A 14011-nucleotide genomic window follows, 5' to 3' on the forward strand; every position below is an offset into this window, starting at 1 on the left:
TCGAAAGGATCTCACTTCCCCGTGAACCCACCCCTCGATCCCCTCGCCCTCGACGCCGACGAGGCCCGTACCCGGCTGCCAGGTCTGACCGTCATCGACGTGCGCACCCCGGGCGAGTACGCCACCGGACATCTGCCCGACGCCCTCAACATCCCCTTGGACCGGCTCGGCACAGCCCTGCCCGCGCTTCGGCGGCTCCCCGGCGAACTGCTGATGGTCTGCGCGTCCGGCGCCCGCTCGGAGAACGCCTGCCGCATCCTCGCCGAGCACGGCATACGGGCGATGACCCTGACGGGCGGCACCCAGGGCTGGGCAGAGCACGGGCACGAACTGCGCCGGCCGGAGCCGGGCAAGCGTGCCGCCTGGGCCATGGAGCGCCAGGTGCGCTTCACCGCGGGCACGATCGTCCTGGTCGGCCTGGCCCTCGGACTGCTGCACCCGGCCTGGCAGTTGCTCTCCGCGGGGATCGCGGGCGGCCTGATGTTCTCAGCCCTCACCGACACCTGCGGCATGGCCGTCCTGCTGTCCAAGCTGCCGCACAACCGCCCGCGCCCCGCCGACCTCGAAGCGACCCTGGCTGCTCTGGCCGAGCGCGGCCAGTCTCCTGCCGCCTGAGGAAGTTCCGGCTCACCCGAGGAAATCCCGGATCACCTGAGGAAGTCCCGGACGGCCCGGGCGAGGACCGCCTCGTCCAGGCCGTCCGCGCCGCCCAGGGGCAGCAGCCGGTGCGGTACGTGCACCAGCGTCTCGGCGACATGCCGGGCCGACAGACCGGGCTGCCCGGGCTCGACCAGCACCACGTCGGCATGGTCGGCGGCCAGGACGGCCGTGCGCAGACCGACCTGGTCGAAGGGCCGGACGGTGGCCGCGTAGAGCACGGTCAGGTCGAGGCTGGACGTGGCGCGCAGGACGGGGTCGAGGGTGGCGCCGACCGCGGCCACCACGCCGTCGAGCCCTTCGCGGACGAGCTCGAAGCCCTCGCTCACGCCGCGTGGTTCGGCGTTGGAGTCGCCGGACACGTGCACATACGCCCGGTCGCCGCGCCGCACGGCGCCCTGGATCGCACGGCGCACCTCGTCGGGGTGACCGGGGACGTGCACGGCCCAGCGGGGGTCGGTGGCGAACCTGGCCAGCTCGTCGACCGCACCGTAGCCGACGAGGACGGCGGCGGGCGCCGCGGGCACATCCGCGCGGGACCGGGGAAGGGCTTCGGCGGCGGCCAGCAGCATGTCGGAGTTCATGGGGGAATCCTTCCGGGACTGGTTCATTAGGGCACGTCAGGAATTCGTTAAGAAAAACGCCCCGACCGGCCGTCACACGAACCTGAATTACCCGGAGTTATCTGCCCCATCCCCACCTTCTTGAAGCTTTAACAAACCCACAGGAATGTGGCTGTCTCTTTGCCCGATCCGGGCATACCGCAGGGTCAGTACGCGGGTTCGGGTGCGTAGCTTGAGGGATGTTCTATCCGGCAGACCAAGCCGAAGGGGGAGTTCCGCCATGGCCGAAAACGCAACACCTCCCGTGACCCGTCCGTGCGTCCATCTGATCGCGGGGCCGACCGGGGTCGGCAAGAGCGCGGCGGCCACCGAGCTGGCCCGGGCGACCGGTGCCCCGATCGTCGTCGCGGACCGCCTGCAGTGCTTCACCGACCTGGCCACCACCAGCGCCCGCGCAGGGGCCGACGTACCCGGTGTGTGCCGGCACTGGCTCGGCGACCGGACGTCCGCCGACGGCGACCTGTCCGCGGCCGAGGCGACGGAAGCGCTGGTCGCGTTGGTGGAGCGGCTTGCCTCGACGCACCCGCTCGTGATCGTCGAGGGCGGCTCCATCTCGCTGCTGCGGGAGCTGTGCGACCGCCGGCCCGCACTCTCCTGGCAGCTGACGGTCCGTCTCCTGCCCCTGCCCGCGCGCGACGAGTACCTCGCCGCCCTGACCCGCCGGGCGCACGAGATGCTCACCCCGGGCGCCTGCGGTCCCGGCCTCCTGCAGGAACTGGCCGCGCTGTGGCGCGATCCGGGCCGACGGCTGCTCGCGGCATCCGTCAACGGATTCGAGGCCGTTCTCGAATGCTGTGCAAAATATTCACTCGATGTCGCGAGCATCCATGAACAGGACATCCCTGAACGTGTCCTGAACCGGATCGCCGAGCTCATCGCCGAACGGCACGCGGAACACGGGTATCTCCAGCATCGCGTGTTCACCGAAATTTTCGAAAGCCCGGTGCCGCATCACGGGTTCGGCCTCGGCACCCTGGAGCGTGCGGCATGACCGGAACTCCGGATGTGAAGGACGTGACCGTCGATTTCGGTCACATCATCGACTCCTGTCCGCTCGGCGTCGTCAAGGCGCCGTCCGCTGCCGCCGTACAGGAACTCCTGACCTTCGCCGGTCCGCACGGGCTGCCGGTCTCCGCCCGCGGCGGCGGACAGGCCCTGTACGGGCAGGGGCAGGCGCACGGCGGCTACGTCGTCGACATGGCCGCACTGAACGAGGTGCGCTGCATTCCGCACGAGCGGACGCTGACCGCCGGGGCGGGTGCCTCGTGGCGGGATGTCGTACGAGCCGCGCTCGGGGAAGGTCTCACACCCGCAGTGCTGCCCGACCACCTCGGCGGCAGCGTCGGCGGTGTGCTGAGCACCGGCGGCTTCGGCGGCTCCAGCCACCGGCACGGGCTCGTCGCCGACCGGGTGCGCGAGGTGGAGGTCGTCACGGGCACCGGCGAGCACCTGACGTGCTCACCCGACCGGCGTCCGGACCTCTTCCGTGCCGTCCTGGCGGGGCTGGGCCAGTGCGCGCTGATCGTCGGCGCCACGCTCGCCCTCGTGCCCGCCCCGACGCATGTGCGCCGCTACCGCCTCTATTACGACTCCCCCGACACCTACGTCACCGACCAGCGGCGGCTGGCCCGCGACGCCCGCTTCAGCCATGTCACGGGGCAGGCACGACCGGCGCTCGGCGGTGGCTGGCAGTACATGATCGAGGCGGTGGCACCGCATGCCGCCCCACCGTGCCCCGGCCGGCCCCCCGCCGACGACGAGTTGTTGGTCGGCGACCTGGAGCACGACCGCGACACCGAGGAGATCGCGGACCTGTCGTACGCCGAGTACCTGCACCGCCTCGACCGCGACGAACGTCTCCTGCGCGCCACGGGCGAGTGGGACCGCCCGCACCCGTGGCTCACGCTGCTGCTCCCGGAGCAGACCGTGACCTCCTTCGTCCCGGCCCTGCTGGCCGAGGACGCCCAGCGAGGCCTGCGCACCTGCGGGACGGTCCAGCTGCGCCCGTTGACCGGCCGGGCCCTGCACGCCCCGCTGGTGCCCAGGCCCGCGGGCGAACTCCTGTGCCTCCTGTCCCTGATGCGCACGGCACCGCCCGGCCGACCAGGCGTCGTACGGCAGTTGGTGGCGGCCAACCGGGCGCTGTACCAGCGGGCCAGGACCGTCGGCGGAGTCCTCCACCCGGTCGCCGCACTGCCCATGACGCCCGACGACTGGCGCGCCCACTTCGGCCCGGTCTGGCCCGAACTCGTCCGCGCCAAGGACCGGTACGACCCGCACCACATCCTGACCAGGGGGTACGGGCTGTGGGCGTGACGACGGTCACCGTCTTCTGCGGGTCCTCCCCCGGCAGCCGGCCGGGCCATGTGCGGATCGCCGCCGACCTCGGCCGTTCCCTGGCCGAAGCGGGTCTGCGGCTCGTCTACGGCGGTGCCCGCATCGGTCTGATGGGCGCGGTCGCGGACGCGGCTCTGGCCGCGGGGGGCTCGGTCACCGGAGTCGTACCGAGCCGCATGCTGCCGTACGAGATCACGCACACCGGACTGACCGAGCTGGAGGTGGTCGCGGACATCCATCAGCGCAAGGCGGGCATGGCCGAGTCGTGTGACGCCTTCGTGGCGCTGCCGGGTGGCCTGGGCACGGCCGAGGAGCTTCTGGAGGTGCTGTCGTGGGCCCAGTTGCGGATCCACGGCAAGCCGTGTCTGCTGCTCGACCCGTTCGGTTTCTACCGTCCTTTGCTGTCGTTCCTGGAGCACGCGCGGGACGAGGGGTTTCTCCATCCGGGCGACCTGGAGCGGGTCGTCGTGTGCGAGTCGGCCGAGGAGGTGGTAGCCCACCTGGCGGGCACGGGCCCCGCTGCCCCATGCACGCCGGCCGTGGTGCGGATACCGACGGGCCGGACCGCGTTCATGTTCTCCGCGGCCGGGTCCCAGCAGCCCGGCATGGGGCGTGAACTCTACGGCTCCTCCGCCGTGTTCGCCGATACTCTCGACGAGGTCTGCGCGCGCCTCGATCCGTACCTCGACCTCTCTCTGCGGGAGGTGATGTTCGCGCCGGCCGGGACGCCCACGGCCGCGCTGCTCGACCGCATCGTGTACGGCTATCCGGCGATCTTCGCGCTGCAGGTCGCGCAGTACCGGCTGCTGGAGAGCCAGGGACTCGAACCGGACGTGCTGTTCGGCTACTCGGCCGGGCACATGGCGGCCGCGCATGCGGCGGGTGTCTTCTCGCTGGCGGACGCCTGCCACGCGGTCGGCACGCTGTCGCAGCTCATGGGAAAGATGCCGGAAGGCGGACGCATGGCCGCCGTGGAGGCCTCTCCCGAGGAACTGCGGCTGGGACCTACGGCGGTGATCGCAGCGGTCAACGGGCCCCGGTCGGTGGTCGTGTCGGGGGACCGTGCGACGGTGACCGAGATCTGCGGGGAGTGGACGGCCCGCGGTCGCCGCACCCATCTGCTGCGTGCCGACGTGGCGCCCCACTCCCCGCACTTCGACCCGCTGTTGGCCGACTATCGGCGCCTCCTTCGGACACTCGTCCTGCGCGCCCCGCGCATCTCGCTGATCTCCGACACCACCGCCGAGCCGGTGGGCGACGAGGCCGCCGGGCCGGACCACTGGGTGCGGGCGCTGCGCGATCCCGTCCGGTTCATGGACGCGGTGACCCGCATGCGGCGCGACGGTACGACCGCCTTCGTCGAGCTGGGACCGGGCGAGGTCCTGACCGGCATGCTCGACGACTGTCTGCCGCACGGGGACGATCGGCCGATCGTGCTCTCCGTCGCCCGGAACTGGCGCGCCCCGCACGGACGGGCCGACGTAGCCTGAGTGCTCCGACCGACTCCGAAGGAGCGCCGTGAGCACTGACCGGACGCCGACCGACCAGCCCGCGTGGCGGCTGCTCCTCGGATACGTACGGCCGCATCGGTGGGCCCTCCTGGCCGGGGCCGTGCTGTCGCTGGTCACGGGGACCACCGGGCTCCTCCTTCCGCTGGTGGCGCGGGAGTTGATCGACGACCTGTCCCACGACCGGGCCATCACCGGGGCGCTGCTGCTCATGTCCGGGCTGGTCGTGGCCAACGCGGCGGTGGGCGCGCTGGGTTCGTACGTGCTGCGGCGCACCGCCGAGTCGGTTGTGCTCGGCGCGCGCCGCGCCCTCTCGTCGTATCTGCTGCGGCTGCGCATCACCGCCGTGGACCGCAGCGAGCCGGGCGACCTGATGGCCCGTATCACCTCGGACACCACGCTGCTGCGCGAGGTCACCACCGACTCCCTCGTCGGCCTCGGCACGGGCGGGCTCACGCTGGTTGCGACCGTGGTGATGATGGGCCTGGTGGATCCGGTGCTGCTGGCGGTCACGCTCGCCGTGATCCTGGGCGCCGGCACGATCCTCGGTGTGATCGTGCCCCGCATCAACCGGGCCAGCCGGCAGGCGCAGGACGCGGTCGGCGTGATGGGGGCCTCCCTGGAACGCATACTCGGCGCGCTGCGCACGGTGAAGGCGTCCGGTGCCGAGCACCGGGAGGAGCGGACCCTGCACGAGGCGGCCGAGGAGTCGTGGCGGCAGAGCGTGCGGGCGGCCAAGTGGTCGGCGGCCGCGGGCAACACGGCCGGGCTCGCCATGCAGATCGCCTTCATCACGGTGCTCGCGGTGGGCGGGGCACGGGTGGCGACGGGGGCGGTCGACGTCGGCACGCTGGTCGCCTTCCTGCTGTACGTGTTCTATCTGATGTCGCCGATACAGCAGGTCGTCGGCGCGATCACGCAGTACCAGACGGGCGCGGCGGCGCTCGCCCGGATCCAGGAGGCGCTACGGCTGCCGGCCGAACCGGCCGCCGAGCCGGCGCCGTTGCCCGCCGCCGGGGTGGGGCCCGCCGCGCTGGCCTTCGAGGACGTCCGCTTCCGGTACGCCGACGACCTGCCGTACGTCCACCACGGCGTGACGTTCGCCGTGCCCGCGCAGGGCATGACGGCGTTCGTCGGCCCGTCGGGCGCGGGCAAGACCACCGTGTTCTCCCTCATCGAGCGGTTCTACGACCCCGAGGCGGGGACCATCACACTGGACGGGCGGGACTTGGTGGACTGGGAACTGCCCCAACTGCGGTCCGCCATCGGTTATGTGGAGCAGGACGCCCCGGTCCTGTCGGGATCGCTCAAGGACAACCTGCTGCTGGGCAATCCCGACGCGGACGACGACGCCGTCACGCGCGTGCTGAAGACGACCCGCCTGGACGGCCTGGTCGCCCGGCTGCCCAGCGGTCTGGACACGCTCGTCGGGCACCGCGGCACGAGGCTGTCCGGCGGGGAGCGGCAGCGCGTCGCCATCGCCCGGGCCCTGCTGCGCCGTCCCCGGCTGCTGCTGCTCGACGAGGCGACCTCGCAGCTGGACGCGGTGAACGAGGCGGCGCTGCGCGACACCGTCGCCGATGTCGCCCGCACGACGACGGTGCTGGTCGTCGCGCACCGGCTGTCGACGGTGACGATGGCCGACCGGATCGTGGTGATGGACGCGGGCCGGGTGCGCGCGGTGGGCACGCATCGCGAACTCGTCGCAGCGGACCCGCTCTACGCGGAGCTGGCGGCGACGCAGTTCCTGGCGACCGCCGGGTGACGTCACCGGCGTTGCCGGCGCCTCAACCTGCCGGTGGCCGACGGGTCGTTGGCGGGCAGCTCACTGTCGATGGGAGGCCGCCCGACGCCCTTCGGTATGGAACCGGCGCAGGCCGTCGAGGTCGTCCGGGCCCTCACCGACGGGACGTATCCGCACCTCAGTGGGCGCGGTGTCCACGCCCACTTGGCGGTGAACGGCGGCGGCATGCACGTCGACTACGGCTCCCCTGAGCACCGCTTCGAGAAGCACAGCCACGGCGAGGAGTTCGCCGTCGTGCGCGGGGGGACGCACCATCTGCGGACCCCGGCGACGAAGGGCCACGACCAGCCCTGTTCCGTCTGCGCACACCGACACCGCTGGGTAGCGACTCGTCACCCTCCGCACACACGAAGGGCCGCCGGCATCATCCGGGCGGCCCTTTCGGTGTTTCGGCGGTCTAGCGGAGGTGCCCCAGTTGCGCCGGGTTCAGGGTGTTGATGCGGTCGAGGTGGCCCAGCTGCTGGGAGACCCGCGGGACCCGGTGCTGGTGCTGCGGGGGGATGCCGGTCTGGGCGAGCGAGTCGAGCGCGGTGATCGGGTTCAGCCGGGCCCCGGCGTTCCGGGTGTCCGCGTTGTGCGCGTTCGCAAGCGGAGCGGCAAGGCCGGTGAGGCCGGCGGCGAGACCAACGGCGGCTGCGATACGTCGTGTTGAGATCATGCTTTGAGCAACGCGGGCGGGCCGCCGCCGGACACGGCCGCCCGGCGGCGCTCACCCGTCAGGCCCAGCGCTCCGGCCGCGCTTGCCGAGTCCGGCAGGGCGGAGGAGTCTCGGAGGAGAGGTCCTCGCGGCCCTCCCTCGTCCTGCCGCGGGCCTCGGAGGAGGTCACCATGGGCACCGCCACAAACCCCTCGTTCGACACCGAGACACTGCGCCGGGGCATCGAAGGACAGACCCCGGAGACACTTCTGTCGCTGTACACGGACGACGCGGAGCTGCGCGTCGTGAACCGCAACAGCCAGCCGAGCCACCCCAGGGTGCTGCACGGCCGCAACGAGATCGCCGAGATGCTCGACGACGTCTACAGCCGCGACATGTCGCACAAGCTGGAGGGATGCGTCGTCCAGGGCAACCGCGCGGCCTACAGCGAGTCCTGCGAGTACGCGGACGGGGTGCGTGTCCTGTCCGAGTCGATGGTCACGCTGCGGGACGGCAAGATCTCCCAGCAGATCCTGATCGAGGCATGGGACGAGTAGGAGACACGCAGGATGACCAGTAGCAGGTGAGGAGCGGCCGAAGGTCCAGGCCGGCTCAAGGCCGGCCTGGACCTTCTTCCCCCTGCTCAAGGAGTTCGCAGCGTCGTGACCAGGTCGCGCGGCAGTCCGTGGGTGTCATGGAGGTAGCGGTAGTCCTCGTCGCTCAACGGTCCTTCGAACTCCCGCCTGCCGAGCACACGACGCCCCCGCTCCAGCAGCCTGCCGAACCGCCGTTCCTCGTCCAGCAGCACCTCGCGCACGGGACCGGTTCCGCAGGGCCGACGGAAGTGGTCCAGCGTGTGCCGGAGGACCTCCTCGGGCAGGTCGGACAGGGTGCGCGAGGGGTCGTCGCGCCACAGGGTGGTCAGGGCACGGCGGATCAGCCGGCGCAGCACGTAGCCGCGTCCGGTGTTGGCGGGCCGTACCCCTTCGCCGATGACGACGATGCCGGACCGCAGGTGGTCGCAGACAAGTCGCCTCGACGTGCCGTCCAGGTTCCACAGCGGCGGCAGGACCCTCATCCAGGGTTCGAACAGGTCGCTGTCGTAAACGGAGTTGTGGCCCTGGAGAACCGTCACGAGTCGCTCCAGTCCCATACCCGTGTCCACACTGGGCTGCGGGAGGGGCTGGAGGCCGCCGTCCCCGAGCCGGCGGTAGCGCATGCTCACGTGGTTCCACACCTCGACCCACCTGGCGTCGGTGGTGGGAGTGCCCTGAGGCGGGGTGCCCGGGTCACCGGTCCAGACGAAGATCTCGGAATCGGGGCCGCAGAGGCCGACGGGGCCGTGGGACCACCAGTTCTCGTCGCGGGTCAGCTCGACGGGCAGCCCCAACTCCAGCCAGGTGTCGAGCGATCGGCTGTCGGGACCGACCTCGTCGTCTCCCCCGAAGACGGTGACGTACATGCGCTGCGGCGGGACACCGAATCCGTCGCGCAGCAGCTCGTGTCCCCAACGCAGGCTCTGTGAGTGGTCGTAGTCGCCCAGGGACCAGGAGCCGAGCATCTCGAACATCGTCAGATGGGTCGGGTCGCCGACCTCGTCGAGGTCGCTGGTGCGCAGACACCGCTGGACGTTGACCAGGCGCCGTCCCTGCGGATGCGGGCGGCCTTCCAGGTAGGGGGTGAGCGGGTGCATGCCCGAGGTGGTGAACAGCACCGGGTCGGAGGGCGGCGGCAGGAGTGTGCCGCCGGTGACCAGCTCGTGTCCGCGCTCGCGGAAGAAGTCGGTGAAGGTGCGGACGATCTGGTCGGTGGTGGGTGTGGGAGTCATCGCGGTGTTCCTTCGGTCGTCGGGTCATTGCCGACCGGAACGGGCCACGGCACAGAATGCGACCGGAAGGAAGAGGATGGCGCACACCGGCGGTCCGTTTCCGGCCGCCGGGAGGAGGGGGATCAGGCGTCGGCAGCCGAGGAGCTGGTCGCTCGCGCGGCTGCGGTGCGGGTGTGCCTGATGACCTTCATGGAACCGACGTTAACAGCGGGCGCCCGGGGGTGTCTCGGTAATTCTCGGCCCAACTCCGCGGCGGCGTCGCACAGGTTGGTTGCCTCCGTGCCGGTCCCGCGGGACGCGGCCGCAGCAGGACGGCGCCGTACTGGAACGACCACACCCAGCGACGGCCCCGTCCGCGCCCCCGGACTTGTGCGTCGGGCGCGTGAGCGGCGCCGGGGCGGATACACGGGGAGCATGACTCGACTTCTCAAACCCAGGCACAAGAACCACCGGGAGCGGCGCAGTCCGCCTCCGCAGTCGGCGCCCGAGGACTCGCAGGAGCAGTTCGGTCCGGATACGCAGGTGGAGCGGCGGGCCCCCGACACGCCCACCGAGCTGCCCAAACGGTCCTGGTGGGCGGCGCTGAAGGGCACGCTGCGGGAGTTCAAGGACGACGAGCTGACCGATCGCGCCGCGGCACTGACCTATTACGGAGTGCTGTCGCTCTTCCCGGCCCTGCTGGTGCTGGTGTCCGTGCTCGGGCTGGCCGGCAGGTCGGCCACCGACGCGGTGCTGGACAACATCAGGCGGCTCGCGCCGGGCGAGGCCCGGGACATCCTCACACGCGCGGTCGAGCAACTGCAGGGCAGCGGCGGTCTCGGCTCCGCCATGGCCGTCGTCGGCCTCGTCCTGGCGGTGTGGTCGGCGTCCGGCTATGTCGCGGCATTCATCCGCACCTCCAACGCGGTCTACGACATGCCGGAGGGGCGTCCGGTGTGGAAGGTCCTCCCGGTGCGGCTCGGTGTGACCGTCACGCTCATGGTGCTGGCCGTGCTCAGCGCGCTGATCGTCGTCTTCACCGGCGAGGTGGCTCGCCAGGTCGGCAACTCGCTCGGCATCGGCGACACCGCCCTGACCGTCTGGGCCATCGCCAAGTGGCCCGTCCTGGCCGTCCTGGTGACCACCATGATCGCGATCCTGTACTGGGCGACCCCGAACGCCAGGATCCGCGGCTTCAGGTGGATCACCCCGGGCAGCTTCCTCGCGCTGCTGATCTGGATGATCGCCTCCGCGGGCTTCGCGCTCTACGTCGCCAATTTCGCCTCGTACAACAAGACCTACGGCACCATGGCGGGCGTGATCGTCTTCCTGATCTGGCTGTGGGTCGGCAACCTGGCCATCCTGCTCGGCCTGGAGTTCGACGCGGAGGCGGCACGGCAGCGGGCGATCGCGGGCGGGCACCCACCCGACGAGGAGCCCTACGTCGCCCCGCGCGACACCCGCACCTGGGACGAGCAGGACCGGCGCCGTCTGCGTGGTCCATGACGTGCCGCGCGGTACGGGAGACCGGCTCTGGGTACCCGGCGTCACAGCCTCATCCGCGAACCGCAACGCAGAGGAGAAGGTGACCTCATGACCACCGCGCACCCGCGGTACCGCTCCCGCTCCGACGCCTCGGTCGGCGAACTGGTCCAGGAGGCCTCTCAGGAGCTGACCGACCTGGTCCGGGCCGAGATGCGGCTGGCGCAGACGGAGATGACGCAGAAGGGCAAGCGCCTCGGCGTGGGCGGCGCCAGTTTCGGCGGAGCCGGACTGGTCGGCTTCCTCGCCCTGCAGGCGATGGTCGCGACCGCGATCGCGGCCCTGGCCGTGCCGTTGCCGGTGTGGGCCGCCGGGCTGATCATCACCGGGGCCCTGCTGGTCGTCGCCGCGCTGATGGCGGCCTTCGGCAAGGCGAAGGTCGCGCGGGCCACCCCGCCGACACCGGAGCAGACCGTCGACAGCGTCAGGGCCGACCTGGCCGAGATCAAGGAAAGGGCACAGCGATGACCGGCGACGCGACGCCCGGCAAGGACCCCACGCCTGAGGAACTGCGCCAGGAGATCGAGCACACCCGTGAGGAACTGGGCCGGACCGTGGAGGAGCTCGCTGCCCGGACCGACGTCCGGGCGCGTGCCCAGGACAAGGCCCACGAGGCAGCGGAACAGGTCGGCCGTACGACCGCCCGGGTCACCCGGCGTCTGCGGGAGAAGGTGCCGCAGCCGGTGCAGGACAGTGCCGACCGAGCCTCCCACCGAGTCCGGGACACCGCGGCCCGGGCCGGCCACATGGTGCAGGACAGGACGCCGGAGCCGATACGGGCGCGGACCGACCGTGGTCTGCGGATCGCACAACGGCACCGGGGCGCGCTGCTGGCCGGGACGGCCGCGGTGGGCGGGACGGTCGCGGTGGGCGGCGCCGTCCTGCTGGCACGGCGCCGCGCAGGAGGCCACCGATGAAAGCCTCCAAGATCGCCTACAAGCCTGTGGGCCTCGCCCTCGGCGCCGTCAGCGGCGTGCTGGCCGGCGCGGCCTTCAAGCAGACCTGGAAGATGCTCGGCCACGACAAGGACGCTCCGGACGCCACCGACGAGAACCGCGACTGGCGGGAGATCCTGACGGCGGCCACGATCCAGGGCGCGATCTTCGCCGGGGTCAAGGCGGCCGTGGACCGCGCGGGGGCCGTCGCGACCCGCCGCCTGACCGGCACGTGGCCCGGCTGAGGAAGGCGTGCGACGACCGGCGGATCGTGCCGGGAAGCTCATGCCCTTGCCCCGGTCGCCGTGGGCGCACGTCCGAATGAAGCGGAACGCTGTCGGCCGGGCCTCGCCCGGATCAGCGCATCCAGGCGCTGTAGGACATCACGTCTCCGGCCTTGACGCCGTACTCGGGCTCGGCCCTGGTGAATGTCGTCTCCAGCCCGAGGACGGCGCCGGTCGCGGGGTCCATGATCAGCATGCGGCGGGCGCCGGACGTCTCGTACATGTACGCCTGTCCGCTGCGCCCCAACCGGTCCGTCACCCTGCCGACGGGCCGTAGTCCCTCGGCGTCGGCCAGGAGACGGGCGAGCGCGGCGGACTCGCGGGCGCCGAGGGTCCAGTGGTCCAGCAGGGTCTGGGTGGCGTCGAGGAGCTGGGGCGTGGTCAGCGGTTTGCTGTGGTCCGACAGGTAGGCGCGCACCGTCTCCGCCAGATACGCGCTCAGGCGTACGGCGTCGTGCGGCGGCGGTGACTCGGGCGGGGCGTCGCTCCAACTCGGCGGATAGGTCTGCCTGCTGAGGACATGGCCGTCGTCGACGACACGCGGCTCGCCGCCCCCCTCGACGAGGACGGGCCGGCCCGGGTGGCGCGGGTCGGTCGCCACGACGATCTCCGTGTGGCTGTCGTCGGCGTGCCAGCGGACGATGCGTTCCTCGGGGAGGGTGATCGGCGGCTTGTCCTCGCTCATCCCCAGGCTCCACGACTGCACGTGCGTGCCCTTGCGGAGCGTGGGGGCACCGTCCTGCGCGTCGGCTCTCGCGCGTTCGGCCACGGTCTTCAGGGATACGGGGGTGGAGTCGGCCCGTACGACCAGCGGGCGGGGTGCGGCGATGGCCGGCGCGGTGGTCTGGCCGGTGAGCAGCAACGCCGAAACGAGCGCGGCGACCACGCCGGTGGCCGCGAGGCCCCACAGCAACCGGGCCCGGGGGCGGGCGCCGCAAGGGCGTTCGTGCAGCAACCGGTCGAGGTGCCGTTCCGCGTCGTGGTCGAGGGGCCCGTCGCCGAAGTGGGGGCCGTCGGTCGGCACCGGGTTGGCGGCGCGCAGGAGGTCGAGTTCGTCAGCCATGGCCGTGTTCCTTCGAGGGGGTCGCGCCGGCGGCGGTCGTCGGACACAAACGGTCGATCTCGGCTCTGAGCCGTCGGCGTGCCCGGTGCAGCCGCATCGCCGCGGCCCGGCGGCCGCAGCCGAGGACGACGGCGACCTCGTCGACGCCGAGTTCCTCCCACGCCGTCAGGCGCAGCACCTCCTGGTCCGCCGGGGACAGCCGGGCCAGCGCCTCGTGCACCCAGGCACCCGGTGACTCGGCGTCGGGGCCGGCCTCGATGTGCCGGCCGTGCGCGGCGTCGTCGTTGCCGAGCCGGTCGACCAGTCGCCGACGGCGCCCGTAGCCGCGTACCGCGTTCGCCAGGCAGTTGCGTGCCACGCCGTACAGCCAGGGCAGCGGGGTCGCCGGGAGGTCGTCCCGGCGCCGCCAGGCGACGGTGAACACCTCCGCCACCACTTCCTCGACCTCACTCATGCGCCCGTCCAGTCGCCGCGCGACATAGCGGCTGACCGCCCAGTAGTGCTCGCGATAGGCAGCGGCGAAGATCTCGTCGTTGCTCATGTTCCGTTCGTGTCCGGCACCCGCCGGATCGTCACACCCGTTTCCGTGATTCTTGTCGCGTCCTGAGAGTGTGACGGCCGGTCGACGGGCGGACACAGGCGGGGCGTGAAAAGGATCAGAAACGTCAAGGCGGTCCAGACCGTCAAGGCCGTCCAGTGGCTGACCAGCACCGATCACAAGACGATCGGGACGCTGTATCTCGTCACGTCGTTCGCGTTCTTCGTGATCGGTGGCGTGATGGCGCTGCTCATGCGTGCCGAGCTGGCCCGTCCG

Annotated in this window: 15 protein-coding genes and 1 pseudogene; 11 read left to right on the top strand and 5 right to left on the bottom strand. The window is 71.6% G+C overall.

The features are described 5' to 3' along the window. Positions 1-21 precede the first annotated feature (21 nt). Positions 22-615: a rhodanese-like domain-containing protein gene (locus IF78_RS0141925; RefSeq protein WP_031487921.1), complete on the top strand. Its 594-nt coding sequence runs from the start codon at positions 22-24 to the stop codon at positions 613-615. A gap of 32 nt (positions 616-647) precedes the next feature. Here IF78_RS0141925 and IF78_RS0141930 read toward each other — a convergent pair whose 3' ends face one another. Further along, positions 648-1241: a hypothetical protein gene (locus tag IF78_RS0141930; RefSeq protein ID WP_031487920.1), complete on the bottom strand. Its 594-nt coding sequence runs from the start codon at positions 1239-1241 to the stop codon at positions 648-650. A 259-nt stretch (positions 1242-1500) separates the two neighbouring features. Here IF78_RS0141930 and IF78_RS0141935 point away from each other — a divergent pair, with 259 nt between their 5' ends. From IF78_RS0141935 to IF78_RS50230, 5 genes and pseudogenes are all read left to right on the top strand, one after another. Beyond that, a complete protein-coding gene (locus IF78_RS0141935) occupies positions 1501-2271 on the top strand; it encodes an isopentenyl transferase family protein (RefSeq protein WP_031487919.1) in 771 nt (256 codons plus the stop codon). Beyond that, a complete protein-coding gene (locus tag IF78_RS0141940) occupies positions 2268-3596 on the top strand; it encodes an FAD-binding protein (protein ID WP_051828665.1) in 1329 nt (442 codons plus the stop codon). The genes IF78_RS0141935 and IF78_RS0141940 overlap by 4 nt, the downstream gene beginning before the upstream one ends. Next, the gene (locus IF78_RS0141945) at positions 3593-5107 is read left to right on the top strand and encodes a TIGR00730 family Rossman fold protein (protein ID WP_234440011.1); all 1515 of its coding nucleotides are present in this window, start codon (positions 3593-3595) and stop codon (positions 5105-5107) included. The genes IF78_RS0141940 and IF78_RS0141945 overlap by 4 nt, the downstream gene beginning before the upstream one ends. A 28-nt stretch (positions 5108-5135) precedes the next feature. Next, positions 5136-6890 carry an ABC transporter ATP-binding protein gene (locus IF78_RS0141950; protein WP_031487916.1) on the top strand — a complete coding sequence of 585 codons (1755 nt, stop codon included), beginning with the start codon at positions 5136-5138 and terminating at the stop codon, positions 6888-6890. Positions 6891-6908: 18 nt separating this feature from the next. After that, positions 6909-7250: pseudogene (locus IF78_RS50230) on the top strand (type III PLP-dependent enzyme); the annotation flags it as partial. A gap of 76 nt (positions 7251-7326) precedes the next feature. Here IF78_RS50230 and IF78_RS0141955 read toward each other — a convergent pair. Continuing rightward, positions 7327-7587 carry a hypothetical protein gene (locus tag IF78_RS0141955; protein ID WP_031487914.1) on the bottom strand — a complete coding sequence of 87 codons (261 nt, stop codon included), beginning with the start codon at positions 7585-7587 and terminating at the stop codon, positions 7327-7329. 170 nt (positions 7588-7757) lie between these two features. Here IF78_RS0141955 and IF78_RS0141960 point away from each other — a divergent pair, with 170 nt between their 5' ends. Next, a complete protein-coding gene (locus tag IF78_RS0141960) occupies positions 7758-8123 on the top strand; it encodes a nuclear transport factor 2 family protein (RefSeq protein ID WP_031487913.1) in 366 nt (121 codons plus the stop codon). Positions 8124-8209: 86 nt separating this feature from the next. Here IF78_RS0141960 and IF78_RS0141965 read toward each other — a convergent pair whose 3' ends face one another. After that, positions 8210-9394, bottom strand: coding sequence for an alanine--tRNA ligase-related protein (locus tag IF78_RS0141965; protein WP_031487912.1), 1185 nt, complete (start codon positions 9392-9394; stop codon positions 8210-8212). Positions 9395-9808: 414 nt separating this feature from the next. Between IF78_RS0141965 and IF78_RS0141970 the strand changes: the two genes are divergently transcribed. The 4 genes from IF78_RS0141970 to IF78_RS0141985 all read left to right on the top strand — a co-directional run bounded on the left by IF78_RS0141970 (position 9809) and on the right by IF78_RS0141985 (position 12095). Continuing rightward, positions 9809-10879 carry a YihY/virulence factor BrkB family protein gene (locus IF78_RS0141970; RefSeq protein ID WP_031487911.1) on the top strand — a complete coding sequence of 357 codons (1071 nt, stop codon included), beginning with the start codon at positions 9809-9811 and terminating at the stop codon, positions 10877-10879. A gap of 87 nt (positions 10880-10966) precedes the next feature. Beyond that, entirely contained in the window at positions 10967-11383 is a 417-nt protein-coding gene (locus tag IF78_RS0141975) for a phage holin family protein (RefSeq protein WP_031487910.1), read from the top strand. Further along, complete coding sequence (locus tag IF78_RS0141980) at positions 11380-11832, top strand: DUF3618 domain-containing protein (RefSeq protein ID WP_031487909.1); 453 nt, start codon at positions 11380-11382, stop codon at positions 11830-11832. The genes IF78_RS0141975 and IF78_RS0141980 overlap by 4 nt, the downstream gene beginning before the upstream one ends. Beyond that, positions 11829-12095 (top strand): DUF4235 domain-containing protein, encoded by a 267-nt coding sequence (locus IF78_RS0141985; protein ID WP_031487908.1) that lies wholly within the window; start codon positions 11829-11831, stop codon positions 12093-12095. The genes IF78_RS0141980 and IF78_RS0141985 overlap by 4 nt, the downstream gene beginning before the upstream one ends. Before the next feature lie 112 nt (positions 12096-12207). Here the strand turns inward: IF78_RS0141985 and IF78_RS0141990 are convergent, their stop codons facing one another. Both IF78_RS0141990 and IF78_RS0141995 read right to left on the bottom strand, forming a co-directional pair. Beyond that, on the bottom strand, positions 12208-13197 hold the full coding sequence (locus IF78_RS0141990) for a CU044_5270 family protein (RefSeq protein WP_031487907.1): 990 nt from the start codon (positions 13195-13197) through the stop codon (positions 12208-12210). Beyond that, positions 13190-13738 (bottom strand): RNA polymerase sigma factor, encoded by a 549-nt coding sequence (locus tag IF78_RS0141995; protein ID WP_031487906.1) that lies wholly within the window; start codon positions 13736-13738, stop codon positions 13190-13192. Before IF78_RS0141995 ends, IF78_RS0141990 begins: the two co-directional genes overlap by 8 nt. Positions 13739-14011 lie beyond the last annotated feature (273 nt).

Origin of the sequence: Streptomyces bicolor, assembly GCF_000719285.1 — a bacterium.
Classification (GTDB): domain Bacteria; phylum Actinomycetota; class Actinomycetes; order Streptomycetales; family Streptomycetaceae; genus Streptomyces; species Streptomyces bicolor.